The following is a 23240-nucleotide window of genomic DNA, read 5'->3' on the forward strand; positions in this document are numbered from 1 at the left end:
GGCGGTCACCGTCCCGTCTCCACCATCTGCGAGGGCGTCAGGTCCAGGGAGAAGGAACGGGCCTTGCGCAGGCCGTCGTTGTAGTCGATCTCGTAGACCTTCTTCGCCGCCGTGTCGTTGACGTACGCGCGGCTGGCGTCGACCTCGATCACCGACCGGGCGACGTCCTTCGCGCGGGACTTCCCGGCGAGGACCTTCCTGCTGGCGATCTCCTCGCCGTCCTTCTTCCCGCCGGACAGCTCGTACGCCTTCAAGGTGCCGTCGCCGTGCAGGGCGAGGAGAGGGGTGCCCTCCCCCGCGCTGTTGACGGCTTCCACGGGGCCGGTCTCGATCAGCTTCCACTCGCGTTCGGCGACGTCGAGGACCCATACGCCCTTGTCGCCCGCCGTGGCCGTCAGCGTCGTGCCCTGCGAGCGGTGGTGGAAGGCGCGCGGCCGTTCCCCGTCGGGGACCTTCCGGCCGAAGGGGATCCGCTCGGCGTGGACCTTCCCCTTGCGTTCGGTCACGAACAGCGCGCCGTCGGCGCAGCCGTAGACGACTCCGGCGCGCGTCACCGCCGCGCCGCGCAGGCCGGGGCACTTCTCGCCGAGCGTGGTCGTGCGCTCGCCCTTCCCGTCGCGCACCTCCACGACGGTGTCCCCACCGCCCTTGCCGGACCCGCCGGATTCTTCGGCCCCTTCGACGGGCACGAGCACGTTCTCCCCCAGCGGGACGACGGGCCCCCGCCCGGCGTCGTCGAGGGTCGCGGTCACGCGGACGCTGCCCTTCTCCAGCCGGGCGTGGTCCACGATCCGGGCCGTGCCGTCGGCGAGGGTGAGGGCGGTCAGCGAGGCGCTGCTGTAGACGTGCCGCGGCTCGTCGCCCTTCACGCGGCCGACGTCCTTCGGCTCGGCCCGGTAGTAGTGGACGTGGTCACCGTGGTCCACCATCCACGCACCGCTGTCGAAGACCCGCGCGCCGCCGCCGGAGCCGGCGTACGCGAAACGGCCGTCGGTGACCAGCTCCGCGTCCTCGCCCATACGTCCGAGCGGCCGGGTCTTCTCGTCGATGAGGTCGAGGACCACGACATCGCCGCTGCCGCTGTCGCTGTCGCCGAGGACGAGGCGGGACTGCTGTTCGGCCGCCTCCTCGGCCCCGGGCACATAGCCGTGGGGTTTCTTCGCGGAGGCCGGCGGCTTCTTCCCGTCCTTCCCCCCGTCCGTGCCGCCGTCGCCGTCCTCGGCGCACCCCGCGAGCAGCAGCCCGAGGGTCAGTGCGGCGGCGGTGACGGGCACGGCCACGGTCTTCTTGCGGATCCGGTTCATGATGCGTGCTCGGTGTCCCTTCGGGGCTCGGCTGCGGTCGGGGAAGGCACGTCCCGCGCGTCCGCCACGTCCCCCTCGTCCCGCAGGCCCCGCACCAGGCGGTTCCGGAGCCCGGAGGCGAGCGCGGACAGGAAGAACAGGAGGACGGCGACGGCGGCGATGGTCGCCCCAGCCGCCGTTCCCAGGTGCCAGGAGAGGAGGAGACCGGCGAACGTCGCGGCGATACCGAACAGCGCCGCCCCGCACATCACCACCGGGATCCGCCGGGCCCACGGCAGCGCCGCCGCGGGCGGGGCGATCAGCAGCCCGAAGACCAGCAGGGTGCCGACGACGTGGAACGACGTGACGATCGCGAGCGTCACGAGCCCGAGCAGCGCCGCGTGCGCCAGCCGGGGCCGCAGCCCGAGCGTGTGCGCCTTCCGCTCGTCGAAGACCAGCGCGAGGAACGAGCGGTACCCCAGCGCCGATACGAGCAGGGCCACGCCCAGTGCCACCGCGAGGCCGGTCAGGTCCCGCTCCCGCACCGCGAGCACGTCCCCGAAGAGGAAGCCGGTGAGGTCCACGGCGAAGGACTGCGAGCGCGAGACGATGATCACGCCCAGCGACAGCATGCCGACGAACAGCAGGCCGATCCCGGTGTCCTGGGAGAGCCGGGGCGCGCGCCCGAGGACCGTCACGCCGCAGGCCATCACCGCCGCGCTCGCCGCGGCGCCGACCAGCAGATTGCCGCCGTAGAGGGAGGCGATCGCGACCCCGGGCAGCATGCCGTGGGACATCGCGTCCCCGAGGAACGTCATGCCGCGCAGCACGACCCAGGTGCCGGTGGTGGCGCAGATCAGGGACACCAGGACCCCGCTCCACAGGGCCCGCTGGACGAAGGCCGCTTCGAACGGGCCGGTCAACCACTCCATGGCCGGGACCATACAATGAAAACGATTTTCATATCAATGAGTGAAGCCGGGGAGAGGGAGCCATGCACGCCACATCAGCCGCCACAGGACCGCACGAGGTCTCGCTCCGGGACGTGACCGCCGGATACCCCCGGCGCACCGTGCTGCGTCAACTCACCGCGTCCGTACCGCAGTCGGCGACCACCGCCGTCGTCGGGCCGAACGGCTCGGGGAAGTCCACGCTCCTCGGCGTACTCGCCGGAGTGCGCCCGCTCACATCCGGCACGGTGGCCCGCGGCCACGCCTCGCCCCCGTGCCTCGTCGTCCAGCGCAGCGCGGTCTCCGACACCCTCCCCCTCACCGTCCGGGAGACGGTCACCATGGGGCGCTGGGCCCACCGGGGTCCGTGGCGGCGCCTCGACCGGCGTGACCGGGCCGTCGTGGACGAGAGCATGGACCGGCTCGGCATCCGCGACCTCGCGGACCGGCAGTTGGGCGAGCTGTCGGGCGGACAGCGTCAACGCGCCCTCGTCGCCCAGGGACTCGCACAGGAGGCCGACCTCTTCCTGCTGGACGAGCCCACGACGGGCCTCGACCTGGCGGCGCGGGACGCCATCGCCGCCGTGCTCGGCGCGGTCACCGCCGAGGGGGTGACCGTGGTCCAGGCGACGCACGACCTCGACGCGGCCCTGGTCGCCGACCACTGCCTGCTCCTCCAGGACGGGCGCCTCGTCGCGGAGGGCGAGCCCCGGGACGTACTCACCGACGACGCGCTACGACGCGTCTGGGCGCTCCCTTCGCGGCAGCGGTCATGAATACGCCGGGAGTCACGCTCCCTCAGCACCCCCTCCCACCTTCGCCGCGATGCGCTCCAGGGCGGCGAGGTCCTCGGGGGCGAGCCGGTCGACGAAGTGGCGCCGCACCGAGGCAACATGGCCGGGGGCGGCACCCTTGAGCGTGTCCATGCCCTGCTCGGTGAGGATCAGGAGGCAGCCCCTGCCGTCATCCGGGTCGGGCGCGCGCCGGACGAGGCCGCGCGCTTCCATGCGGGTGGCGTGCCGCGACAGACGGCTGCGCGACCAGTCCATCTTGGCGGCCTGTTCGCGCAGCGTGCTGGTGTGGCGGGGGCGCTCCGAGAGCGTGCTCAGCACCTCGTAGTCGGCTTCGGAGAGTCCGGCCGCGGCCAGATCGCGCGCCGTGGCGGCCTGGACGGCGGTCACCATCGCGCGGTAGGCCCGCCACGCGCGCTCCTCGTCCGGACCCAGCCAGCGCACGGTCTCGTCCGACGGTTTCGTTGACATGTAAATAGCCTACCGGCTAGCTTCGTTTCCATGTCAACGAAAAAGACGCGCGTCCTCGTCCTGGTGTGCAGCAGCCGCCCCGGCGCCCTCGGACCGGCCGTCGGGAGCTGGCTGGCCGAGACGCTCACCCCGCGCGCCGCGGAACTCGGCGTCGAGCTGGTGCCGTTGTCGCTCGGCGACCTCGGCCTGCCGTTCCTCGACGAGGAGGAGCACCCGTCCTCCGGCGTCTACCGGCAGGAGCACACCCGGCGCTGGAGCGCGCTCGTGGACGCGGCGGACGGCTTCATCGTGGTGACGCCGGAGTACAACTACGGGATGCCCGCGACCCTGAAGAACGCCCTCGACTACCTCGGCCGCGAGTGGGCGTGGAAGCCGGTCGGCTTCGTCAGCTACGGCAACACCTCGGCCGGCACGCGCTCGGTCCAGCACGCCAAGCAGGTCGTGACCACGCTGCGCCTGGTGCCGCTGGGCGCCACGGTGGCGATGCGTATCCGCGACGCGACGACCGAGGACGGTCTGGTCCGCGCAGACGACGCCCTCACCGGGGCGGCCGTCGGCGTGCTGGACGAGCTGACGCGGGTCGCCCACGCCCTGCGGCCGCTGCGCGAGAGCGCGCGGCCGGAAGCGGTGCCGGGCCCGCTGCCCGGCTCGTACGCGCGGCGGCTGACCCCCGACGACGCGGCCGAGGTCACCGTGCTGCAGCGGTGCTGCTGGGTGGACGAGGCCCTGGCCAACGGCACCCTGGCCGTTCCGGCCCTCGACGAATCGGTGGACGAGGTACGCGCGTGGCTGGCGTCCTGGCCCACCACCGGCCTGTGGCGGGACGGCCGGCTCCTCGGCATGGTGCGGGCACGCCGCGAGGGTGCCGACTGGCACATCGGCCGCCTCGCCGTCGCTCCCGACCTGCGGGGAGAGGGCCTGGGCCGCTGGCTGCTGCGCGCCGCGGAGTCCACGGCCGAGCAGACCTGCCGCCGCCTCGTGCTCTTCACCGGCGCCGCCAGCCGCCGCAACCTCGCGCTCTACGAGAGCGAGGGGTACCAGGCCCCCGCGCCCGCGGGCGCAGACGGGGCGGTCCGCCTCACCAAGGACCGCGCGCCGGACCCTGGCCCGGGCCCGGCTCCGGCGGGCGGCGTCAGCCCGCGTGACCGTACGGCGTCGTCATCAGCGCGGCCACTGCTCCGATGACGGCGCAGGACAGCACGGCACAGATCCACACCGTCATGAAACGGTCGGGCTTGGCCGGGGCGTGCGGATTCCGCCGCTGCGCGAGAACGGCCCGCACGATGCGGCCCCGTACGGGAAGGAGCGCCATGGGGATCGCGAGGAACATCGCGCTGTAGAGGAAGAGGATGGCCGAGGCGGGCTCGGGCCGCAGCAGATTCGCCCCGAGCAGCAGCGCGAGAAGCAGCAGCACCACCGCGTACGCCCGCCACCGCGCCCTCCGCTTCTCCCGGTCGGGCCGTACGTCCCCACCGGGAGAAACCCCCCGCGCGATCACCCGCAACGTCGCGACGAACCCCACGCTCACCACACCCGCGACGCACGCCCATCCCCACACCGGTACGGAGAACAGCACGCTCCCCCACTCCTCCCACTCGCCCCCGCCGGAACTTGATCATCCGCCGGTCACGAGTAGGACCCCCGAGCACCGCACAAGGTTGCACGCACCACGGAAGAGGGGGCTGCGTGGCTATCGTTGGTGAACACAACTGGACTTCCGGACCGGAAGGTGGCCGTCAAGGGGCTGCTGTATCCGGGCGCCGCACCCGTCGCGCGGGGCGCAGTGGGTGAGCCGGGCGCGCCGTGAGGCGCAGGCCATCGCCAGGATCGAGCACCAGAACGTGGTCGCCGTCCACGACGTGATCGAGGACGGTGAGCAGGTCTGGATCGTGATGGAGCTGCTCAACTCCCGTTCGCTGGCCGATCTCCTGGCCGAGCAGCGGCAGCTCGCGGTGCCGCACACGGCGCGTATCGGCCTCCAGGTGCTGCGGGGGCTCATCGCCGTGCACCGGGCCGGGGTCGTCCACCGGGACGTGAAGCCGCACAATATCCTCTTCCGGCCCGACGGCCGTGCCCTCCTCATGGACTTCGGGATCGCGACGTTCCAGGGCGCCGTGCAGGTCACGCGGACGCACGAGATCATCGGCACGGCGCAGTACCTCGCGACCTGAAGGACCCGAGCACCAACATGGACGCGGTGGCGACGGACTATGTGATGGCCAAGGGGTACGAGTCCGAGCATCCGGGCTGGAGGGCGTTCCGCGCCGAGGGCGATTCGCAGCGGTACGGGGTGGCCGTCAAGCGTTCCTCGGGCGAGGACGTCCGGCGGCTCAAGAAGGGCGTGTGCCGTTCCCTTTCCCGCGTCATGGACAAGTCGCGGGGCACGTCCGAATTCGCGAAGCTCTTCGACCGGCGCCTGAAGCCGGTCCTGGACCGCGGCGCCCCGCACGCGCCGGAACTCGGCGCGTGCGAGGGCCGGTTGTAGGACGCGCCGCGAGCACGCCGCGACCGCCCCGGGGCCCCGGCGCCCCAGCGCCCCGGTCAGAGGCGGATCACGATCTTCCCCCGCGTGTGCCCGCGCTCGGCGTACGCGTGCGCGTCCGCGATCTGTTCGAGCGGGTACGCGCGCTCGACGCGCGGCGTGTAGCGGCCCCGCTCACCGAGCTCGCCCGCCTCGGCGAGGAGCGCGGGGTCGTTCTCGGCGTTGGCCAGGTGTACGCCCAGACGCCCCGCGTTGGCGTGGTCGGCGACCGTGGCCACCCGGGCGGGGTCGCCCACGAGCGCCACGAGATCGGCCAGGGACCCGGACGCCGCGGTGTCGAGCGCGAGGCCGACACCGTCCGGGGCCAGCGCGGCGACGCGCTCCGCGAGACCGGGGCCGTACGTGGTGGGCACGGCGCCGAGGGAGGAGAGGAACGCGTGGTTGCGCTCCCCGGCCGTCCCGATCACGGTGGCGCCGCGGGCCACCGCGATCTCGACCGCGGCGCTGCCCACGCCTCCGGCGGCGCCCTCGACGAGCAGGGTGCGCCCCTTCAGGGGGCCGAGCGCCCTCAGCCCGCCCAGCGCGGTCACGGAGGCCAGACCGGCGCCGGCGGCCTCCTCGTCGGTCCACGCGACGGGCGCGGGGGCCCAGGCCGAGAGCACAGCCAGCTCCGCCGTCGCGCCGGTGACGCCGCCCAGCCCGAAGACCCGGTCGCCCGCGCTCACGCCGCGCACGTCCTCGCCGGTCTCGTCGACCACTCCGACGGCGTCGCGCCCGGGGATCGCGGGCAGGTCCACGGGGAGCACCTCGCGCACCGCGCCCGAACGCACCTTCCAGTCGACGGGGTTGACGCCCGCCGCCGCGACGCGGACGCGGACCTCGCCGGGGCCGGGGTGCGGGTCGGGCGCCTCCTCGATGACGAGGGTCTCGACCCCGCCGTACCGGTGATAGCGGGCTGCGCGCATGCCGTCCTGCCTTTCCACGCGGCCCGGGCAGGCCGCACGTGAGAGCGGTGGGTGAGTGTCCGGCGAGTGCCGGCACCCACCACGCTAAAAGCTCACGTCGGTGTCAGAGGCAAGTCGAGCGGGCCAACCGGACGAAGCGGGCCACCCGGACGAGGGGGCTACGGCTCCTTCTCCCCTCCCCCCTTCTCCGCGCCGTGCAGCTCCCGGTACTCGGTGGCCGTCGGCTTCGGGATGTGCGTGCCCTTCCCGTAGAGGCCCCGGGAGAGCAGGGAGCGTACGCGGGCCGCGCGCGGGATCCGGCGTTCCACCCCGTGCTCGTCGTGTGCCGGGCCCGTTTCGAGGGGGCGGGGCTGTTCGTGGGCGGTGAGCGTGTGCCGCTCCGCGGCGGTCAGCGGGGCGTGCGCCTCGGCGTACTCGCCGTGCGGCAGGCGCTTGATCACGCCGGTCTCGCGGCCGTGCAGCACCTTCTCGCGGTCGCGCCGCTGCAGGCCCAGGCAGACGCGTTTGGTGACAAGGAAGACGAGGACGGGGACGACGAAGACCGCGATGCGCAGTGTCCAGGTGATGGCGTTGATGGACAGGTGCAGCTTGGCGGCGGCGACGTCATTGCCGCCGCCCAGGAGGAAGAGCAGGTACAGCGCGATCCAGGCCGCGCCGAGGCCGGTGCGGACCGGCTGGTTGCGGGGGCGGTCGAGCAGATGGTGCTCGCGCCGGTCGCCGGTGATCCACGCCTCCAGGAACGGGTAGACGCCGATGAGCACCAGCATCAGCGGGAAGGCGACGATCGGGATGAAGAGCCCCAGCGCGAGGGTGTGCCCGGCGATCCCGATCTCCCAGGCGGGCATGATGCGGACCATGCCCTCGGCGAAGCCCAGGTACCAGTCCGGCTGGGCGTTGGTGGAGACCTGATCGGGCCGGTAGGGGCCGTAGGCCCACACCGGATTGATCGACACCGTCGCGGCGATGATCGACAGCACGCCGAAGACGAGCATGAAGAAGCCCCCGGCCTTGGCCATGTAGATCGGCATGAACGGGGCGCCGACGACGTTGCGTTCGGTCTTGCCGGGGCCGGGCCACTGGGTGTGCTTGTGGTAGAAGACCAGGATCAGGTGAACGACGACGAGGGCCAGCATCAGCCCCGGGATGAGCAGGATGTGCGCGGCGTAGAGCCGGGGGATGATCTCGCCGCTGTCGCCCGTGGGGAACTCCCCGCCGAAGAGGAAGAACGAGAGGTACGTGCCGACCACCGGCACGGACAGCGTCGCCGCCTGGACGAGACGCAGCCCGGTGCCGGAGAGCAGGTCGTCGGGGAGCGAGTAGCCGAACAGGCCCTCGAAGATCGCGAGCATCAGCAGCGTCCAGCCGATGAGCCAGTTGACCTCGCGCGGCTTGCGGAACGAGCCGGTGAAGAAGTGGCGCATCATGTGGACGAACAGCCCGGCGATGAAGACGAGGGCCGCCCAGTGGTGGATCTGCCGGACGAGCAGTCCGCCGCGCACGTCGAAGCTGATGTCGAGGGTCGAGGCGTACGCCTCCGACATCCGCACGCCCTTGAGCGGGACGTAACTCCCGTGGTAGACGACCTCGCCCATCGACGGCTGGAAGAAGAGCGTCAGATAGACGCCGGTGAGGATGAGGACGACGAAGCTCCACAGGCATACCTCGCCGAGGAGGAACGACCAGTGGTCGGGAAAGACCTTGCGCAGGTATTTCCTGCCGAGGCCGTAGATCCCGAGACGGCCGTCGGCCCAGTCCGCCATCCGCTCGCCGGTGGACGCTCTGCCGCGCCGGCCGCCACCGCCCGCCCCGGGGACACCGCCTGTCCCTGTCGTCGTCTCGGACATGCCACGCCTTTCGTAGGAGCCCTGCTCCTACGACGGTTCCGGCGCCCGTTCTGTGACATCAGCGGTCGAGTCCGCGCAGGTATTTTCCGAACTTCTCCAGGCCGTCGATGTTGCGCGGGCCGCTGATGCCCTCGTTGTAGTCGAGGATGAAGAAGTTGTCCTTCTTGACGGCCGGAAGCCCCCTGGTGTGCGGGGACTTCTTCAGGAACTCGATCTTCTTCTTGGCCGGCTGGTCGCCGTAGTCGAGGATCATGATGACCTCCGGCTCGGCCTTGGCAACGGATTCCCAGTTCACCTGCGTCCAGCGCTGGTCGAGCCCGGCGAAGATGTTCCTGCCGCCCGCCGACTTGATGATGTCGGTCGGCGGGACCTGGCTGCCCGCGGTGAAGGGCTGGTCGGCGCCGGAGTCGTAGAGGAAGACGGGGACGCGCTCGCCCTCGGGTGCCTTCGTCTCGACGGCCCGTACGCGCTTCCTGAGTCCGCCGACGACCTCGTCCGCCTTCTTCTCCACCCGGAAGATCTTCCCGAGCCTCTCCAGGTCGGTGTAGAGGGCCTCGAAGGGGGTGACCTTCTCCGGGTGGCCGGGGTAGTCGAAGCAGCTCTCGGTGTGCATGAAACTCTGGACGCCGAGCTTGTCGAGGATCTTCGGGGTGATGCCGCGTTCGTCCTTGAAGCCCGAGTTCCAGCCCGCGACGACGAGGTCGGACTTCGCGTCCACGACCAGCTCCTTGTTGAGGAGGTCGTCGCTGAGCATCTTCACCTTGGCGTACTCCGAGGCCCAGGGTGACTCCTTCACCGGAGGGTTCGCGGGCGGCATCACGTATCCGTGGACGTGCTCCGTCAGGCCGAGGCTGAAGAGCTTGTCGGCGCTGCCGCCCTCATAGGCGACGGCGCGCTTCGGGGCGGTGTACGGGACGCGCTCGCCGCACCGCTGCACGGTGACCTTCTTCGCGGCGGCCTTGCCGTCGTCCGTGGCGACGTCGGCGCCGCAGCCGCCGAGGAGCGCGGCGGCGGCGAGCGCGGAGCCGAGCGCCGCGGCGCGCCGCCGCACCGGGCGGAGGGGGAGGTTCATGGGCATGGGGTGGTGTGGCCTTTCAGGGGTTTTCGGGAGCGGGGGCGAGCGGGGCCGTGGCGAGCGCGTACAGCAACTGCGGGTCGCCGGTCAGGGGGTGGGCGACGACGGTCGCCTCGACGCCGAAGACGTCGCGGACCAGGTCCGTCGTGAGGACCTGCCGGGGCGTGCCCCCGGCGACGAGGCGCCCTTCGGAGAGCACGCCGATGCGGTCGCAGGCGGCCGCGGCGAGGTTGAGGTCGTGCAGGACGACGAGGACGGTCGGCCCCGCGCCCCGCAGATGCGCGAGCAACCGGACCTGGTGGCGTACGTCGAGGTGATTGGTCGGCTCGTCGAGGACGAGGATCTCGGGCTCCTGGACGAGCGCGCGGGCCAGCAGCACGCGCTGGCGCTCCCCGCCCGAGAGGGTGAGGACGCCTCGCCGGGCGAGGTGGCGGATGTCGAGCCGGTCCATCGCGCGGGCGCACAGCGCGCGTTCGCGGGCGCTGAGGGCCTGGTTGCCCTGGAGATGGGGCGCCCGGCCGAGCGCGACGACCTCCTCGACGGTGAAGTCGAGGTCGACGGAGCCGTCCTGCGTCATGGCGGCGACGAGCCGCGCGCCGTGCCGCGCGGGCAGCCGCAGCAGGTCCTCCTCCCCCGCCAGGACGGTGCCCGAGGTGGGGCGCAGTGCCCGGTACACACAGCGCAGCGCGGTGGACTTGCCGCTGCCGTTGGGCCCGACCAGGCCCACGACCTGTCCGCTGCCGACCTCCAGGGAGAGGTCGCGCACGAGGCTGCGGCCGTCGGTGACGACGGAGAGCCCGTCGAGTCGCAGTTCCATGCTCAACGCCCCCCGAAGACATAGCCCTTGCGCCGCATCAGCGCGATGAACACCGGGACGCCGACGAGCGCGGTGATCACGCCGAGCGGCAGCTCGCGCGGCGCGACGAGCGTCCGGGAGACGAGATCGACCCACACCATGAACAGGGCCCCCGCCAGCGGCGCGACGGCCAGCACCCGCGCGTGGGTGGCCCCGGCGACCATGCGCACGACGTGCGGCAGGACGAGCCCGACGAAGGCGATGGCCCCGCTGACGGCGACCATCACGCCGGTGATGAGCGAGACGAGGACGAGCAGGCCCTTGCGGTACCGGTCGGGGCTCACCCCGAGGCTCACCGCGGTCTCGTCGCCGAGCGCGAGGACGTCCAGCGCGCGCCCGTACCGGTGGAGGACGGCCAGCCCGAGCAGGACGACGACGGCGACCACGGGCAGCGCGCCCCAGGTCGCGGCGCCGAAGCTGCCCATCGTCCAGTACAGGACCATGCTGGTGGCCTCGCTGTCCGGCGCGAAGTAGACGATGACGCTCATCACCGCCTGGAAGCCCAGGGACAGGGCCACGCCGGTCAGCACGAGCCGCAGCGGGGCGAGCGTGCCGCGGCTGGCGGACGCGGCGTACACGAGGAGCGAGGCGGCCAGGGCGCCGAGGAAGGCCCCGGCGGAGACCGCGTAGATCCCGAGCGCCGCCAGTCCCCCGGTGACGGTGACGCCGACGGCGCCGACGGACGCGCCCGAGGAGACGCCGAGGACGAACGGGTCGGCGAGCGCGTTGCGCACCATCGCCTGGATGACGACGCCGACCGCGCTGAGCCCGGCCCCGACGAGCGCCGCGAGCAGCACGCGCGGGGTGCGGATCTGCCAGACGATCTGGTACGTCGTCACCTCGTCCGGCGCGATACGGCCGCCGCTGAGCGCCGCCCACAGATAGCGCGCGGTCTCCCCCGGCGTGACGACGGAGGACCCGAGGCCGATGGCGACCACGACGGAGACGAGGAGCGCGGCGGCCAGCAGGGAGCAGACGGTCAGCAGGCCCCGGCGGGTGGCGAGCCGCGCCCGTACGCCCGAAGCGGGCGGCGCCGGATCGTCGTACGCGGACGGGGAGTCCGGCGGCGCGGGCAGCGGCTCGCCCGCGCGGGCGGGGGCACGGGAGGTGCTCATCGGGCGGCCTCTTCCCCGCCGGGCCCGTCGGCGGGCGGGCCCGCGCGGAGCACGGGCGCGGCGGCTGCCAGCGCGACGACGACGAGGGCGCCGAAGACGAGGGCGACGCCCGGGTATCCGGCCAGGCCGAGGCCCGCGCCGCCGATTCCGGCACCGACGAAGACGCCGAGGCTCTGCCCGGCGGCGTTGAGGCTCAGCGCCGATCCGCGCAGCGGCCCGCACCGCCGGACGAGGAGGCTCACGGCGCAGGCGGCGACCACGGCGTGGCTGGCCGCGTGGAGCGCGGTGAGGGCGAGGGCGAGGGGCAGCCAGTGCGTGAGGTAGAAACCGACGACCGAGGCGAGGGCCGCGAACAGGCCGAAGGCGAGCATGCGTTCGGTGCTGACGCGGGGCTCGGCGGCGTTGGTGATCCGCCCGGTGAGGAGGTTGCTCACGAAGTACGAGGCGCCGCTGAGCGTCCAGACGAACGCGAACAGCCCGGGGTCGAGCCGGAACCGGTCGTCGTAGAAGGCCGCGAGGTAGGAGAGGTAGCCCATGAACACGGCCGTGCGCAGCAGCGAGACGAGGAGCAGCGGCACCGCGCCGCGCTGGCGCGCGAGGGCCCTGAACGTGGCCGTGTAGCCGAGGCGTTGCCCCTCTGCCGTCCGCTCCTCCCGCGCGCCGCGTCCGCGCGCGACGAAGACCAGGGCGAGGAGGAAGGAGACGGCGGTGACGGCGACGAGGTCGCCCTCCCAGCCCCAGAACAGCGCGGGCAGCGCCACGACGGGCGCCGCGAGCATGGCCGTCATCGACTGGGTGGCCGTGACGAGGGTCGCCGCCCGGCCCGCGGCCCTGCCCTCGCCGAAGCGGTCGGCCGCGGCGGCGGTGAGCGCCGGGTTGAGCACGGCCGTACTGGCGCCGATGAGCAGGCAGAACGCGGCGGTCAGGAGAAAGTCCCCGCTCGCGCCGAGCGCCGCCGAGGTCCCGAGGGCGACGAGGGCTCCGGCCGCGGCCCAGTCCTTGCGCACCCGGTCGATGAGCGGGGCGAGCGCGGTGCCGACCAGCAGGGCGGCGAGGCCGCCGAGGCCGCGCAGCCCGCCCGTCGCCGCGACGCCGCTCCCGGCCTCGCGGGCGATCGGCACGAGATAGGTGCTGAAGATCGTGAACGGCAGCAGGCCGACCGCCGAGGCGAGGAGGACCGGCCACAGGGCGCGGGCCATCCGCAGATCGCCGGGCAGCGGTTCCTCGCCGGCCACGGGGGCGCGCTCCGTGAGGGTGTCCTTGCCGCCGGCGCTCATGCGGGCACTCCGGCGGCGCGGTAGCGGTACATGACGGTCGGGTCGGCGCTGAACTGCGAGAAGGGGAAGGGTTCCGCGTTCACCGCGGTGACCCCGGAGGCGAGGAAGGCGCGGGCGACGGCGCTGCCGGTCTGCGCGTAGACGATCAGCGGCACGGCCTGCTCGCGGCAGTGTTCGAGGATGAGGTCGAACGTGCCGTTGCTCAGGGTCATTCCGGTGGCCACGACGGCGTCGGCCTCGGCGAGCACCTCGGTCATGTCGTCGGCGACGGGCTCGCCCCACTGGGTGGCGCGGAGGTTCAGGTCGCAGGGCAGACAGACGCCGCCCCGCTCGCGTACGGCCTCGACCAGGGGGTTGACCACGCCGATGAGCGCCACCTTCGCGCCGGGCGCGATGTCAAGGAGCCCGGCGATCGACGCGTCCCGTGCGCGTGCGCGGACCTCCGGCGTCCCGGCCGGGAGCGGTACGGGCTCGGCCCCGGCGGCCCCGGCGGTGTCGGCGGCGTCCGCGGCGTCCGCGGCGTCCCGGTGCGGCCGCGTCCGGGCGAGGTAAGCGTCGAGCGCGGCGGTGCGGACGGGTACCGACTCGTGGTGCAGGAGCTTGTCGAGGGAGTGGCCCGAGGCGTTCTCGCAGAACCCGGGGGCGAGTTCACCGGCCTCGAAGGAGCTGGCGCCGAAGGAGCCGCCGGAGCGGAGGACGAGGTAGTGGTTGTGGTAGGTGACGTCGCCCCCGGCCAGCCGGGTGGTGTGGTACAGCCAGAACGCGCTGGTGACGGCCAGGTCCTTCGGGTCGGGGCCGTAGGCGCCCGCCAGTACGGCGTCGGTGAGTTCGGCGACCGTCTGCGGGGTCGGGTGAGGCATCTCGGTTCTCTCGTTGTCAGGGTGTCGTGGTGGTGGGGAACGGGGGTGCGGCAGTACGGGGGTGCGGGCTCAGTCCTGGCGGGCGGCGCGCAGGGCGGGCCAGGAGCCGGTGGACCAGGGGTGGCTCAGCTCGTCCAGCGAGGTGATCTCGCGCGGCTTGAGCGCGTCGAAGGCGGGCGCCTCGGCGTGGCGGGCGAAGGCGCTCTCGGCATAGCGGTGGCCCGTGTCGGCGGCGATGAAGACATGAGTGCGGGAAGGGTCGGCGCGGCGCTCCCACCGGGCCGCCAGATGGGCGGCGCCGGTGGAGAGCCCGGCGAAGACTCCGCTGCCGCGCAGGAGTTCGACGGCGCCGGAGAGCGCGCAGTCGAAGTTGACCCAGTGGATCCGGTCGTACAGCTCGTGCCGGACGTTCCGGAAGGCGATGGCGCTGCCGATCCCGGCGATGATCATGTCCGGGTCCGGCACGTCCTGCGAGCCGAACGTGACGCTGCCGAAGGGCTGGACGCCGACGAGCGACACGTCCCGTCCCGCCTCGCGCAGATACGTCGCGAGGGCGCCGGTGGAGGCGCCCGAGCCGACCCCGCCGACCAGGGTCAGCGGCCCGTCCGGCGCCTCGCGGTCGACCTGCTCGGCCACCTCGCGGTAGCCGTAGTAGTGGATCTCGTCGTGGTACTGGCGCATCCAGTGGTACGACGGGTTCGCCTCCAGGATCTCGGTGACGCGCCGCACGCGCAGCTCCTGGTCGAGGCGGAGGTTGCGCGACGGCTCGACCTGCTCCAGCGTGACGCCGAGGATCTCCAACTGCACGCGCAGCGTGCGGTCCACGGTGGTGGAGCCGACGATGTGGCACTTCATGCCGTAGCGGTGGCAGGCGAGCGCGAGGGCCTGGGCGTAGATGCCGCTGGAGCTGTCGACGAGGGTGTCGCCGGGCCGGACCGCGCCGGATTCGAGCAGGTGCCGGACGGCGCCCAGGGCCGAGTAGATCTTCATCGTCTCGAACCGCAGACAGACCAGGTCCGGTCGCAGGGATATGAGGTCGGGAGCCTTGACCGCCTCCGCTATGTGCGCGTGCATGGCCGAGAGCACACCCTAAATGAAAATGATTGTCAAGACTGCTAGTGTCGGCCGCTCCGCCGCCGGGAGTACGAGGAGAGGGGATCCGTGGAGCCGACGCAGCAGGCCGGAGCGCGGGCGGGAGCCGGAGTGGGCACCGCCTTCGGGACGTTCGGCGAACTGCTCCAGGGCGTACTGCCGGAGGAGGACGGGGACTTCCTCGTCACCCTCCCCGTCGCCCGGTGGACCAGGGCGGTCTTCCGCCCGGATCCCGGCTCGGGGCCCGGCGAGCTGACGGTGCGGCAGCCCGGCAAGCGGAAGGCCCTGCGGCTCGCGCGCATGATCGCCGAGGAGGCACCCCGGCCCGTGGGCGGCGAGCTGAGCGTCAGCAGCGTGATCCCCGAGGGCAAGGGGCTCGCCAGCTCCTCCGCCGACCTGGTCGCGACCGCGCGGGCGGTGGGCCGGGCCCTCGGCACTGAGATGCCGCCGCCCGGATCGAGCGGCTCCTCGCCCGGATCGAACCCACCGACGGCGTGCTCTACCCGGGCATCGTCGCCTTCCGGCACCGCGCCGTCCGGCTGCGCGGCGTGCTGGGCTCCCTCCCGGCCATGGCCGTGGTCGGGATCGACGAGGGCGGATCCGTCGACACGGTGGGCTTCAACCGGATCCCCAAGCCGTTCACGGCGGCCGACCGGCACCGGTACGCGCACCTCCTGGACCGGCTCACCCGCGCCGTGCGCACCCGCGACCTCGCGGAGGTCGGCCGGGTGGCGACCCGGAGCGCGCTGATGAACCAGGCCCTGCGCCACAAGTGGTCCCTGGAGCCCCTACGGGAGATCTGCCGCGAAGTCGGGGGCCTGGGCGTCACGGTGGGCCACAGCGGCACGACACTGGGCGTGCTCCTGGACGCCGCGGATCCCGCGTACACGCGCCGCGCGACCGCCGCGGCGCAGGCGTGCACGGACCTGGCGGGGAACGTCGCGGTCTACCGGACACTCAGCTTCCCCAACACCCCGAACGCCCCGGCCCCTCATCCCCGACAGGGCCCGCCCACCTCAGGGTGGAGACGGCGCTCATCCCCAGGCCGGACGATCAGCGGTCCCCCGCGGCTCTAGTGTCGAGGGGCTGACCACCGACGCCCAAGGGGGAACACCCATGCCCAAGATCTCCAGGCGCGTCGGGCTGGTGTCCCTCCTCGGCGCCGTCGCCGTCGCCGGTATCACGATCGTCCTCGCGACGACGACCGCGTCCTCCTCGTCCTCCGAGCCGACCGTGCGGGACGCCTCGGCCCACTTCGTCGCCCCGTCCAACGGCATCGACGGCGCGTTCACCTTCACCGCGAACACGGCCGACGACTCGGGCGTCCGGCGCCTCGACGTCCTGGCGTGGCCGGAGAGCAAGGCGAAGGAGCCGACGGCCGGGGACGTGGCGGACGCCGACCGCGCGACCTGCAGGAAGATGGGCGACGAGCAGGCCAGGTGCACCTACACCCTGCGGGTCACCGAGGAGGAGGCCGACGGCCTGGAGCGGGGCCGGTGGGTGATCTCCGCGCTCCTGACGAGCCGGGACGGCGACACGAAGTTCGTACGGGAGGCGGCCGACGTCTCCGTCGATTTCTGAGCCGCGACCCGCTCCCCGCCGTATTCAACCGACCGGTTGACCACGCCCCGCACCCGCCGTAGGTTGTATTCAACCGGCAGGTTGAGGAAGCGAGGTACCGCCGTGCCCGACGACAGGCTGTCCCAGGTGTTCTCGGCGCTGGCCGACCCGACCCGGCGCGACATCGTCGCCCGGCTCGCCACGGGGGACGCCACGGTCAACGAGCTGGCGGAGCCGTACGAGGTGAGCCTGCAGGCCGTCTCCAAGCACATCCGGGTCCTGGAGGACGCCGGACTGGTCAGCCGCAGCAGGGAAGCACAGCGCCGGCCCTGCCATCTGGAGGCGGAGGTCCTCGACCTGATGACGAAGTGGATCGAGCGCTACCGGCGGGAGGCGGAGGACCGTTTCCGCCGCCTGGACGCCGTCCTGGCCCGGATGGACGAGGAACCGGGAGCGGACCCTTTGACGGAGGAATCAGCATCATGAACGCACCGAGCACCAGCACGCCCCCGGAGGCGACGCGGATCGAGGCCGACCCGGCGCTGCCCACCATCGTGATCACCCGGGAGTTCGACGCGCCGCCCGCGCGGGTCTTCCGCGCGTACACGGACCCGGACCTGGTCGTCCAGTGGCTCGGCCCGCGCCGCCTCACCATGCGGATCGACCGGTACGAGGCGCGGACCGGCGGCTCGTACCGCTACGTCCACCGTGCGGAGGACGGCACCGAGTTCGGCTTCCACGGGGTGTTCCACGAGGTGCGGCCCGACGAGCGCATCGTGCAGACCTTCACCTTCGAGGGCGCGCCGGACAGCGTCAGCCTGGAGACGGCCGTCTTCGAGGACCTCGGCGGCCGCACCCGGCTGCGCGCCACCTCCCTCGTGGAGTCCGTCGAGACCCGGGACGCGATGCTGAGCAGCGGCGCGGCGGGCGGCATCCGCGAGGGGCACGAGCGGCTCGACGCGCTGCTGCGGCCCAGCGCGGCGGCCGAGGAGCACCGCCGGATCGCGGACGTCTTCACCGAGCGCGTACGGGGCGTGCCCGAGGGCGCCTGGGAGAACCCGGCGCCGTGCGAGGGATGGGCCGCCCGCGACGTCGTGCGCCATCTCGTCGAGTGGTTCCCGGAGTTCCTCAAGTCCGGCGCCGGGGTCGAGCTGCCGAAGGGCCCGTCCGTGGACGAGGATCCGGTGGCCGCCTGGACGGTGCACCGCGAGGCCGTCCAGGCCCTGCTCGACGACCCCGCCACCGCGGCGAAGGTCCTGTCGAACCCGCACACCGGCGACGTCCCCCTCGACCAGGCGGTCGACCGGTTCTACACCGCCGACGTCTTCATGCACACCTGGGACCTCGCGCGGGCCACGGGCCAGGACGAGCGCCTCGACCCCGACAAGTGCGCCCAGTTGCTGGAGGGCCTGCGGCCGCTCGACGACGTGCTGCGCTCCAGCGGCCAGTACGGGCCGCGCACCGAGGCCCCGGAGGACGCCGACGTCCAGACCCGGCTGCTCGCCTTCATCGGCCGGAAGCCGTAGGGCGCTCCCCCGAGCGCTGCCGCAGGCGTTCCCGCTGGGGTACGACCGTGTACTTGGGGTCCTCCATCGAGCGGCGCCCCGCGTGGAAGACGCCGAGGCGGGTGCAGAGGGACGCCGCGAGCAGGGCGGTGCCGGAGACGGCCGCGGCGGCGCGGCTCCGGCCCGCGCACGCCGCCGCCGCGAGGGCGCCGGAGGCGGCGAGCCAGGAGGAGGCGCGCATGAGGCGGCCCGCCGTGCCCTGCTCGTAGGTCTCCGCGACCATCCCCAGCCGGGACTTGAGCGCGCGGACGGCCCCGGCCTCCGCGGCGGCGCCCAGGACGGCGGCGGCGCGCGCCGGGCCGTTCTCCCGGAGCGGGCCGGTGAGCAGGGCCGCTCCGGCCGCGGCCATGGCGGCGGATCCGGTGAAGACGTAGGGGAGTTCGCGGTGCCCGTCGTGCCAGGCGGGCACCGCCGTGTCGGCCGCGAGGACCGCCGTGTACGCGGCGACGGCGGGGCCCAGCAGCGCGGCGCCCACCGTCGCGGCCCGTCCGGCGCGCGGCAGGACGCCGGTCAGGTCGGAGACGGCCGCGGCGCCGGTGACCGGCCCGTAGCCGGCGAGCAGCCAGGAGCCGACGCTCATCGGCGAGGTCGGCTTGAGGACGCGCAGCATGTGCGCGAAGCGCGAGGGGCGGCCCAGGTCGTGGACGAGCGCCGCGGCCGAACCGGCGACGGCCAGCGTCGAGGACGTCTTCAGCGCGCGGGCCGTCACCGGCCGCCCCGTCAGGTCCGCGCCCGCCGCGAGCACGGATCCGGCGCCCGCGAGTCCGCCGAGGAAGAAGTAGCCGCCGATGTTGGCCGGCTTCCACGCGGGCACGTTGAGCACGGGCTTTCCGTAGTACGAGGTGAACTCGGCCTCCGGGACGACGAGTCGCTCTCCCCTGCGGCCGCCGCGGCGCTTCACCGGCGGCCTCCCCGGCCCGTGGCCGTACGCCCGTGCGCGGCGAACACCGCCGCCAGGCCGCCCAGCAGTCCCAGGGCCGCCGCGCCCGCGTGCCGCCACATCGAGGGCAGGTCGCGGGTGGTGACGACGGGGTCGGGCGGCAGGCCGTAGACCTCCGGCTCGTCCAGGAGCAGGAAGAAGGCGCCGTCGCCGCCGACGCCGTCCTCCGGGTCGCGGCCGTAGAGCCGCGCGCCGGTCACGCCGGACCGGTGGAGCTGGGCGACGCGCGCGTCCGCCCGTTCGCGCAGCTCGTCCAGGGGGCCGAACTGGATGGACTCGGTCGGGCACGCCTTGGCGCAGGCGGGTTCCTGGCCCGCGCCGAGCCGGTCGTAGCACATCGTGCACTTGAACGCGCGGCCGTCGCCGGGGCGTTGCTCGATCACGCCGTACGGGCAGGCGGGCACGCAGTAGCCGCAGCCGTTGCAGATGTCGTCCTGCACGACGACCGTGCCGAACTCGGTGCGGAAGAGCGCGCCGGTCGGGCACACGTCGAGGCACGCGGCGTGGGTGCAGTGCTTGCACACGTCGGAGGACATCAGCCAGCGCAGCTCGCCGCCCGCCCCGGCCGGGTCCTCCTGGGACGCGAGCGCGAGGACGTCCACGTTCTCGTGCTCGCGGGGCGGCGCCGGGAGGGTGCTCTGCGTGCCCTGCTCGATGAAGGCGACGTGCCGCCAGGTGGAGGCGCCGAGGCCCTGAGTGTTGTCGTAGCTCATGCCGGTGAGCCGGAGACCGTCCTCGGGGAGGGCGTTCCACTCCTTGCAGGCCACCTCGCAGGCCTTGCAGCCGATGCAGACGGAGGTGTCGGTGAAGAACCCGACGCGTGCTTCCGTCATCCCCTGACCTCCGTTCCGGTGTCCTCGGTGACGCCCGCGCGTTCGCGGTACGAGGCGAGCAGGTCCAGGAGTTCGGGCCCGCGCGGGCGGCGGCCCGGGCGGATGTCGGCGGTGAGGGCCTTGACCTCCTGGATGTGGACGTTGGGGTCGAGCGCGATGGACGTCAGCTCGTTCGCCGAGTCGCCGCGCACATGCCCGTTGCCGCCCCAGTGGTAGGGCAGGCCGATCTGGTGGACCTCCCTGCCGCCGGCCCGCAGCGGCGCCATGCGCGCGGTGACCAGCACCCGGGCCTCGACGGCGCCGCGCGCGGTGACGACCGTCGCCCAGCCCGCGTGCTCCAGGCCGCGCTCGGCGGCGAGGGCGGGCGAGACCTCGCAGAAGAACTCCGGCTGGAGTTCCGCGAGATACGGCGACCAGCGGGTCATGCCGCCCGCCGTGAAGTGCTCGGTGAGCCGGTAGGTGGTGATGACGTACGGGAAGACGCCGGTGCCCGGATCGCCGCCGCTGGGGTGGTAGAGGTTGCCGTCGCGGCCGAAGGTCTGCCGGACGGGGCTGCGTTGCTGGTCCGGGTGGAGCGGGTTGCGTACGGGCGAGTCCTGCGGCTCGTAGTGCGTGGGCATGGGTCCGTCGACCAGTCCGGCGGGGGCGTAGAGCCAGCCCTTTCCGTCGGCCTGCATGATGAACGGGTCGATGCCGCTGAGTGCTTCGGGCCCGGTCGTGCCGGGCTCCGGGCGGTAGGAGGGCGGGCGGTCCGCGACGAAGTCGGGGGTGTCGTGGCCGGTCCAGCGGCCCTCGGCCTCGTCCCACCAGACGAGGGCCTTGCGGTCGCTCCAGGGCGCGCCGTCGGGGTCGGCGGAGGCGCGGTTGTAGAGGATGCGCCGGTTGGCGGGCCATGACCAGGCCCACTCGGCGGCGATCCAGTCCTGCTCGGTGTGCGGGCGTTTGCGGGCGGCCTGGTTGACGCCGTCCGCGTAGACCCCGCAGTAGATCCAGCAGCCGCAGGCGGTCGTACCGTCGTCGCGAAGCTCCTGGTAGCGGGTGAGCGGGGCGCCGTCGGGCCCGTGGCCGTTGATCTCGGCGAGGACGGCCTCGGCGACGGGCTCCGCCAGCGGCCCGTCCACCGGATAGTCCCAGGTCAGGTCGAGCACCGGCCGGTCGCGCGGGTCGGTGGAGCCGCGCAGCCTCTCCCGTACGCGGCGGCCGAGGTGGTGAAGGAACCACAGGTCGCTGCGCGCGTCGCCGTCGGGCTCCTTGGCGGGGTAGTGCCACTGGAGCATCCGGTTGGTGTTGGTGAACGAGCCCGCCTTCTCGGTGTGCGAGGCGGCCGGGAAGAAGAACACCTCGGTACCGATGTCCTCGGTGCGCAGCTCCCCCGTCTCGGTCTCGGGGCCGTCCTTCCACCAGGTCGCGGACTCGACGAGGGAGAAGTCGCGGACGACGAGCCAGTCCAGGTTCGCCATCCCGAGGCGCTGCATACGGGAGTTGGCGGAGCCGACGGCGGGGTTCTCGCCGAGCAGGAAGTAGCCCTTGCACTCCCCGTCGAGCTGCGCGAGGACCGTCTCGTACGTGCTGTGCGAGCCGGTGAGCCGGGGCAGGTGGCCGAAGCAGTAGTCGTTCTCGGCGGTCGCGGCCTCGCCCCAGTACGCCTTGAGGAGGCTGACGAGGTAGGCGCGCATGTTGCCCCAGTAGCCCTTGTCGGTGCCCATGGCGCGCACGAAGGTGTCCAGGTCCTCGTGGGCGTGGGCGTGGGGCATGGGGATGTAGCCGGGCAGCAGGTTGAAGAGGGTCGGGATGTCGCTGGAGCCCTGGATGCTGGCGTGCCCGCGCAGCGCCTGGATGCCGCCGCCGGGGCGGCCGATGTTGCCGAGGAGGAGCTGGAGGACGCAGGCCGCGCGGATGTACTGGGCGCCGACGGTGTGCTGTGTCCAGCCCACGGCGTACGCGAAGGCGGTCGTGCGCTCGCGGCCGGAGTTGGCCACCAGCGCCTCGGCGACCTCCAGGAACGTCGCGCGCGGGATGCCGCAGACCTCCTCGACCAGCTCGGGCGTGTAGCGCGCGTAGTGGCGCTTGAGGAGCTGGAAGACGCAGCGCGGGTGCTGGAGCGTACGGTCGTGCGTGCGCTCACCCCGGATCGCGGGGCCGCCCGAGCCGTGGGCCTCCGCGTGGCCCGAGGCCGTCAGGCCGCGCGAGCGCCGGGCGCGCTCGTCGTGGAGGGCGTCCCGCTCCCCCGCCGCCGCCTGCACGGTGGCGCCCTCGTACTGCCAGGAGGCGACGTCGTAGTGCCCGGTCTCCTCGTCGAGGCCGGAGAAGACGCCGTCGAGGTCCTCGGTGTCCTGGAAGTCCTCGCCGACGATCGTGGAGGCGTTGGTGTAGTCGAGCACGTACTCGCGGAACTCCGCGCCGGTGCTGAGCACATGGTTGATGAGCCCGCCGAGGAACGCGATGTCCGTGCCCGCGCGGATCGGCACATGAAGGTCGGCGAGCGCACTCGTACGGGTGAACCTCGGGTCGACGTGGATGATCTTCGCGCCCCGCGCCTTCGCCTCCATCACCCACTGGAAGCCGACGGGGTGCGCCTCGGCGAAGTTCGAGCCCTCGATGACGAGGCAGTCGGCGTGCTGGAGGTCCTGGAGGAACGTGGTGGCGCCGCCGCGTCCGAACGAGGTGCCGAGCCCGGCGACGGTCGAGCTGTGGCAGACCCGCGCCTGGTTCTCGATCTGTACCACGCCGAGCGCTGTGAACAGCTTCTTGATGAGGTAGTTCTCCTCGTTGTCCAGCGCCGCGCCGCCCAGCGTCGCCACGCCCATGGTGCGCGCTACCCGGGTGCCGTCCACCTCCTCCTGCCACGTCTCACGGCGGGTGCGCAGCAGGCGCTCGGTGACCATGTCCATCGCCGTGTCCAGGTCGAGCGGCTCCCAGTCGGTGGCGTACGGCCGCCGGTACAGGACCTGGTGGCGGCGGGCCTCGCCGGTGGTGAGCTGGAGCGTCGCCGCGCCCTTGGGGCACAGCCGCCCCCGGCTGACGGGCGAGTCGGGGTCGCCCTCGATCTGGACGACCTCGCCGTCCTTGACGTACACGTTCTGCGCGCAGCCCACCGCGCAGTACGGGCAGACCGACTTCACGACGCGGTCCGCGTCGTCCGTCCGGGGGCGCAGCGCGCGGGTGCGCGGGGACGTGGCGGCCCCGCCTCTGCCCAGCGGGTCGTCCCCGGTGAGCTGCCGGTACACGGGCCAGTCCTGGATCCAGGTGCGTACGCCCACGGGGCGCCCTCCTCGCCGTCG

23 protein-coding genes and 1 pseudogene are annotated in these 23240 nt (G+C 73.1%); 9 read left to right on the forward strand and 15 right to left on the reverse strand.

Translation table 11 applies throughout. The features are described from left to right. Positions 1-5 precede the first annotated feature (5 nt). On the reverse strand, positions 6-1304 hold the full coding sequence (locus ABD343_RS08890; protein ID WP_344525897.1) for a hypothetical protein: 1299 nt from the start codon (positions 1302-1304) through the stop codon (positions 6-8). After that, positions 1301-2215 carry a zinc ABC transporter permease AztB gene (gene aztB / locus ABD343_RS08895; protein ID WP_344525899.1) on the reverse strand — a complete coding sequence of 305 codons (915 nt, stop codon included), beginning with the start codon at positions 2213-2215 and terminating at the stop codon, positions 1301-1303. The genes ABD343_RS08890 and aztB overlap by 4 nt, the downstream gene beginning before the upstream one ends. Positions 2216-2277: 62 nt before the next feature. On the opposite strand from aztB, the gene aztA reads away from it, so the two are divergent. Then, positions 2278-3009 carry a zinc ABC transporter ATP-binding protein AztA gene (gene aztA, locus ABD343_RS08900; RefSeq protein ID WP_344525901.1) on the forward strand — a complete coding sequence of 244 codons (732 nt, stop codon included), beginning with the start codon at positions 2278-2280 and terminating at the stop codon, positions 3007-3009. 12 nt (positions 3010-3021) lie between these two features. On the opposite strand, the gene ABD343_RS08905 is transcribed toward aztA, so the two are convergent. Continuing rightward, the gene (locus ABD343_RS08905; RefSeq protein ID WP_344525903.1) at positions 3022-3495 is read right to left on the reverse strand and encodes a MarR family winged helix-turn-helix transcriptional regulator; all 474 of its coding nucleotides are present in this window, start codon (positions 3493-3495) and stop codon (positions 3022-3024) included. Positions 3496-3525: 30 nt separating this feature from the next. Here ABD343_RS08905 and ABD343_RS08910 point away from each other — a divergent pair, with 30 nt between their 5' ends. Continuing rightward, positions 3526-4680, forward strand: a complete 1155-nt coding sequence (locus tag ABD343_RS08910; protein WP_344525905.1) for a GNAT family N-acetyltransferase — start codon at positions 3526-3528, stop codon at positions 4678-4680. Here the strand turns inward: ABD343_RS08910 and ABD343_RS08915 are convergent. Continuing rightward, positions 4628-5071: a hypothetical protein gene (locus tag ABD343_RS08915; protein ID WP_344525907.1), complete on the reverse strand. Its 444-nt coding sequence runs from the start codon at positions 5069-5071 to the stop codon at positions 4628-4630. The genes ABD343_RS08910 and ABD343_RS08915 overlap by 53 nt on opposite strands. Positions 5072-5282: 211 nt before the next feature. Here ABD343_RS08915 and ABD343_RS08920 point away from each other — a divergent pair, with 211 nt between their 5' ends. Next, positions 5283-5666 carry a serine/threonine-protein kinase gene (locus tag ABD343_RS08920; RefSeq protein ID WP_344525909.1) on the forward strand — a complete coding sequence of 128 codons (384 nt, stop codon included), beginning with the start codon at positions 5283-5285 and terminating at the stop codon, positions 5664-5666. Positions 5667-5683: 17 nt separating this feature from the next. After that, positions 5684-5980 carry a hypothetical protein gene (locus tag ABD343_RS08925; RefSeq protein ID WP_344525911.1) on the forward strand — a complete coding sequence of 99 codons (297 nt, stop codon included), beginning with the start codon at positions 5684-5686 and terminating at the stop codon, positions 5978-5980. A 56-nt stretch (positions 5981-6036) separates the two neighbouring features. On the opposite strand, the gene ABD343_RS08930 is transcribed toward ABD343_RS08925, so the two are convergent. The 8 genes from ABD343_RS08930 to ABD343_RS08965 all read right to left on the reverse strand — a co-directional run bounded on the left by ABD343_RS08930 (position 6037) and on the right by ABD343_RS08965 (position 15043). Further along, entirely contained in the window at positions 6037-6942 is a 906-nt protein-coding gene (locus ABD343_RS08930) for an NADP-dependent oxidoreductase (RefSeq protein WP_344525913.1), read from the reverse strand. 158 nt (positions 6943-7100) lie between these two features. Further along, the gene (qcrB, locus tag ABD343_RS08935; RefSeq protein ID WP_425578128.1) at positions 7101-8786 is read right to left on the reverse strand and encodes a cytochrome bc1 complex cytochrome b subunit; all 1686 of its coding nucleotides are present in this window, start codon (positions 8784-8786) and stop codon (positions 7101-7103) included. 58 nt (positions 8787-8844) lie between these two features. Then, positions 8845-9864 carry an ABC transporter substrate-binding protein gene (locus ABD343_RS08940; RefSeq protein ID WP_344525915.1) on the reverse strand — a complete coding sequence of 340 codons (1020 nt, stop codon included), beginning with the start codon at positions 9862-9864 and terminating at the stop codon, positions 8845-8847. Between the two features lie 16 nt (positions 9865-9880). Further along, on the reverse strand, positions 9881-10678 hold the full coding sequence (locus tag ABD343_RS08945) for an ABC transporter ATP-binding protein (RefSeq protein WP_344525917.1): 798 nt from the start codon (positions 10676-10678) through the stop codon (positions 9881-9883). 2 nt (positions 10679-10680) lie between these two features. Further along, positions 10681-11700, reverse strand: a complete 1020-nt coding sequence (locus ABD343_RS08950) for a FecCD family ABC transporter permease (RefSeq protein ID WP_425578140.1) — start codon at positions 11698-11700, stop codon at positions 10681-10683. Positions 11701-11828: 128 nt separating this feature from the next. Beyond that, entirely contained in the window at positions 11829-13109 is a 1281-nt protein-coding gene (locus ABD343_RS08955; protein ID WP_344525921.1) for an MFS transporter, read from the reverse strand. Beyond that, entirely contained in the window at positions 13106-13969 is an 864-nt protein-coding gene (locus ABD343_RS08960; RefSeq protein WP_344525923.1) for a Rossmann-like domain-containing protein, read from the reverse strand. The genes ABD343_RS08955 and ABD343_RS08960 overlap by 4 nt, the downstream gene beginning before the upstream one ends. 69 nt (positions 13970-14038) lie before the next feature. Next, a complete protein-coding gene (locus tag ABD343_RS08965; RefSeq protein ID WP_344525925.1) occupies positions 14039-15043 on the reverse strand; it encodes a pyridoxal-phosphate dependent enzyme in 1005 nt (334 codons plus the stop codon). Positions 15044-15361: 318 nt separating this feature from the next. Between ABD343_RS08965 and ABD343_RS08970 the strand changes: the two are divergent. The 5 genes and pseudogenes from ABD343_RS08970 to ABD343_RS08990 all read left to right on the forward strand — a co-directional run. After that, a pseudogene (locus tag ABD343_RS08970) lies at positions 15362-15448 on the forward strand (hypothetical protein); the annotation flags it as partial. Positions 15449-15555: 107 nt separating this feature from the next. After that, a complete protein-coding gene (locus ABD343_RS08975; protein ID WP_344525927.1) occupies positions 15556-16137 on the forward strand; it encodes a hypothetical protein in 582 nt (193 codons plus the stop codon). 40 nt (positions 16138-16177) lie between these two features. After that, positions 16178-16642, forward strand: coding sequence for a DUF5707 domain-containing protein (locus ABD343_RS08980; protein WP_344525929.1), 465 nt, complete (start codon positions 16178-16180; stop codon positions 16640-16642). A gap of 102 nt (positions 16643-16744) precedes the next feature. Then, positions 16745-17107 (forward strand): ArsR/SmtB family transcription factor, encoded by a 363-nt coding sequence (locus ABD343_RS08985; protein WP_344525931.1) that lies wholly within the window; start codon positions 16745-16747, stop codon positions 17105-17107. Beyond that, positions 17104-18147 carry a TIGR03086 family metal-binding protein gene (locus ABD343_RS08990; RefSeq protein ID WP_344525933.1) on the forward strand — a complete coding sequence of 348 codons (1044 nt, stop codon included), beginning with the start codon at positions 17104-17106 and terminating at the stop codon, positions 18145-18147. The genes ABD343_RS08985 and ABD343_RS08990 overlap by 4 nt, the downstream gene beginning before the upstream one ends. On the opposite strand, the gene nrfD is transcribed toward ABD343_RS08990, so the two are convergent. From nrfD to fdh, 3 genes are read right to left on the reverse strand one after another with little or no spacing between them, the layout of a single operon-like run. Continuing rightward, positions 18128-19087: an NrfD/PsrC family molybdoenzyme membrane anchor subunit gene (gene nrfD, locus ABD343_RS08995; protein WP_344525935.1), complete on the reverse strand. Its 960-nt coding sequence runs from the start codon at positions 19085-19087 to the stop codon at positions 18128-18130. The genes ABD343_RS08990 and nrfD overlap by 20 nt on opposite strands. After that, a complete protein-coding gene (locus tag ABD343_RS09000; protein WP_344525937.1) occupies positions 19084-19959 on the reverse strand; it encodes a 4Fe-4S dicluster domain-containing protein in 876 nt (291 codons plus the stop codon). Before ABD343_RS09000 ends, nrfD begins: the two co-directional genes overlap by 4 nt. Further along, positions 19956-23219, reverse strand: coding sequence for a formate dehydrogenase (fdh, locus tag ABD343_RS09005; RefSeq protein WP_344525939.1), 3264 nt, complete (start codon positions 23217-23219; stop codon positions 19956-19958). The genes ABD343_RS09000 and fdh overlap by 4 nt, the downstream gene beginning before the upstream one ends. Positions 23220-23240 lie beyond the last annotated feature (21 nt).

The sequence above is a fragment of the Streptomyces albiaxialis genome (assembly GCF_039530985.1).
Taxonomy (GTDB): Bacteria; Actinomycetota; Actinomycetes; order Streptomycetales; family Streptomycetaceae; genus Streptomyces; species Streptomyces albiaxialis.

Excerpts from the sequence above, each read along its gene's own strand:
- ABD343_RS08980 (WP_344525929.1), top strand. The coding sequence starts at position 16,178 with ATGCCCAAGATCTCCAGGCGCGTCGGGCTGGTGTCCCTCCTCGGCGCC.
- ABD343_RS08910 (WP_344525905.1), top strand. The coding sequence starts at position 3,526 with ATGTCAACGAAAAAGACGCGCGTCCTCGTCCTGGTGTGCAGCAGCCGC.
- ABD343_RS08925 (WP_344525911.1), top strand. The coding sequence starts at position 5,684 with ATGGACGCGGTGGCGACGGACTATGTGATGGCCAAGGGGTACGAGTCC.
- qcrB (WP_425578128.1), bottom strand. The coding sequence starts at position 8,786 with ATGTCCGAGACGACGACAGGGACAGGCGGTGTCCCCGGGGCGGGCGGT.
- aztA (WP_344525901.1), top strand. The coding sequence starts at position 2,278 with ATGCACGCCACATCAGCCGCCACAGGACCGCACGAGGTCTCGCTCCGG.
- ABD343_RS09000 (WP_344525937.1), bottom strand. The coding sequence starts at position 19,959 with ATGACGGAAGCACGCGTCGGGTTCTTCACCGACACCTCCGTCTGCATC.
- ABD343_RS08905 (WP_344525903.1), bottom strand. The coding sequence starts at position 3,495 with ATGTCAACGAAACCGTCGGACGAGACCGTGCGCTGGCTGGGTCCGGAC.
- ABD343_RS08930 (WP_344525913.1), bottom strand. The coding sequence starts at position 6,942 with ATGCGCGCAGCCCGCTATCACCGGTACGGCGGGGTCGAGACCCTCGTC.
- ABD343_RS08890 (WP_344525897.1), bottom strand. The coding sequence starts at position 1,304 with ATGAACCGGATCCGCAAGAAGACCGTGGCCGTGCCCGTCACCGCCGCC.
- ABD343_RS08940 (WP_344525915.1), bottom strand. The coding sequence starts at position 9,864 with ATGCCCATGAACCTCCCCCTCCGCCCGGTGCGGCGGCGCGCCGCGGCG.
- ABD343_RS08960 (WP_344525923.1), bottom strand. The coding sequence starts at position 13,969 with ATGCCTCACCCGACCCCGCAGACGGTCGCCGAACTCACCGACGCCGTA.
- ABD343_RS08945 (WP_344525917.1), bottom strand. The coding sequence starts at position 10,678 with ATGGAACTGCGACTCGACGGGCTCTCCGTCGTCACCGACGGCCGCAGC.
- aztB (WP_344525899.1), bottom strand. The coding sequence starts at position 2,215 with ATGGAGTGGTTGACCGGCCCGTTCGAAGCGGCCTTCGTCCAGCGGGCC.
- ABD343_RS08955 (WP_344525921.1), bottom strand. The coding sequence starts at position 13,109 with ATGAGCGCCGGCGGCAAGGACACCCTCACGGAGCGCGCCCCCGTGGCC.
- ABD343_RS08990 (WP_344525933.1), top strand. The coding sequence starts at position 17,104 with ATGAACGCACCGAGCACCAGCACGCCCCCGGAGGCGACGCGGATCGAG.
- ABD343_RS08965 (WP_344525925.1), bottom strand. The coding sequence starts at position 15,043 with ATGCACGCGCACATAGCGGAGGCGGTCAAGGCTCCCGACCTCATATCC.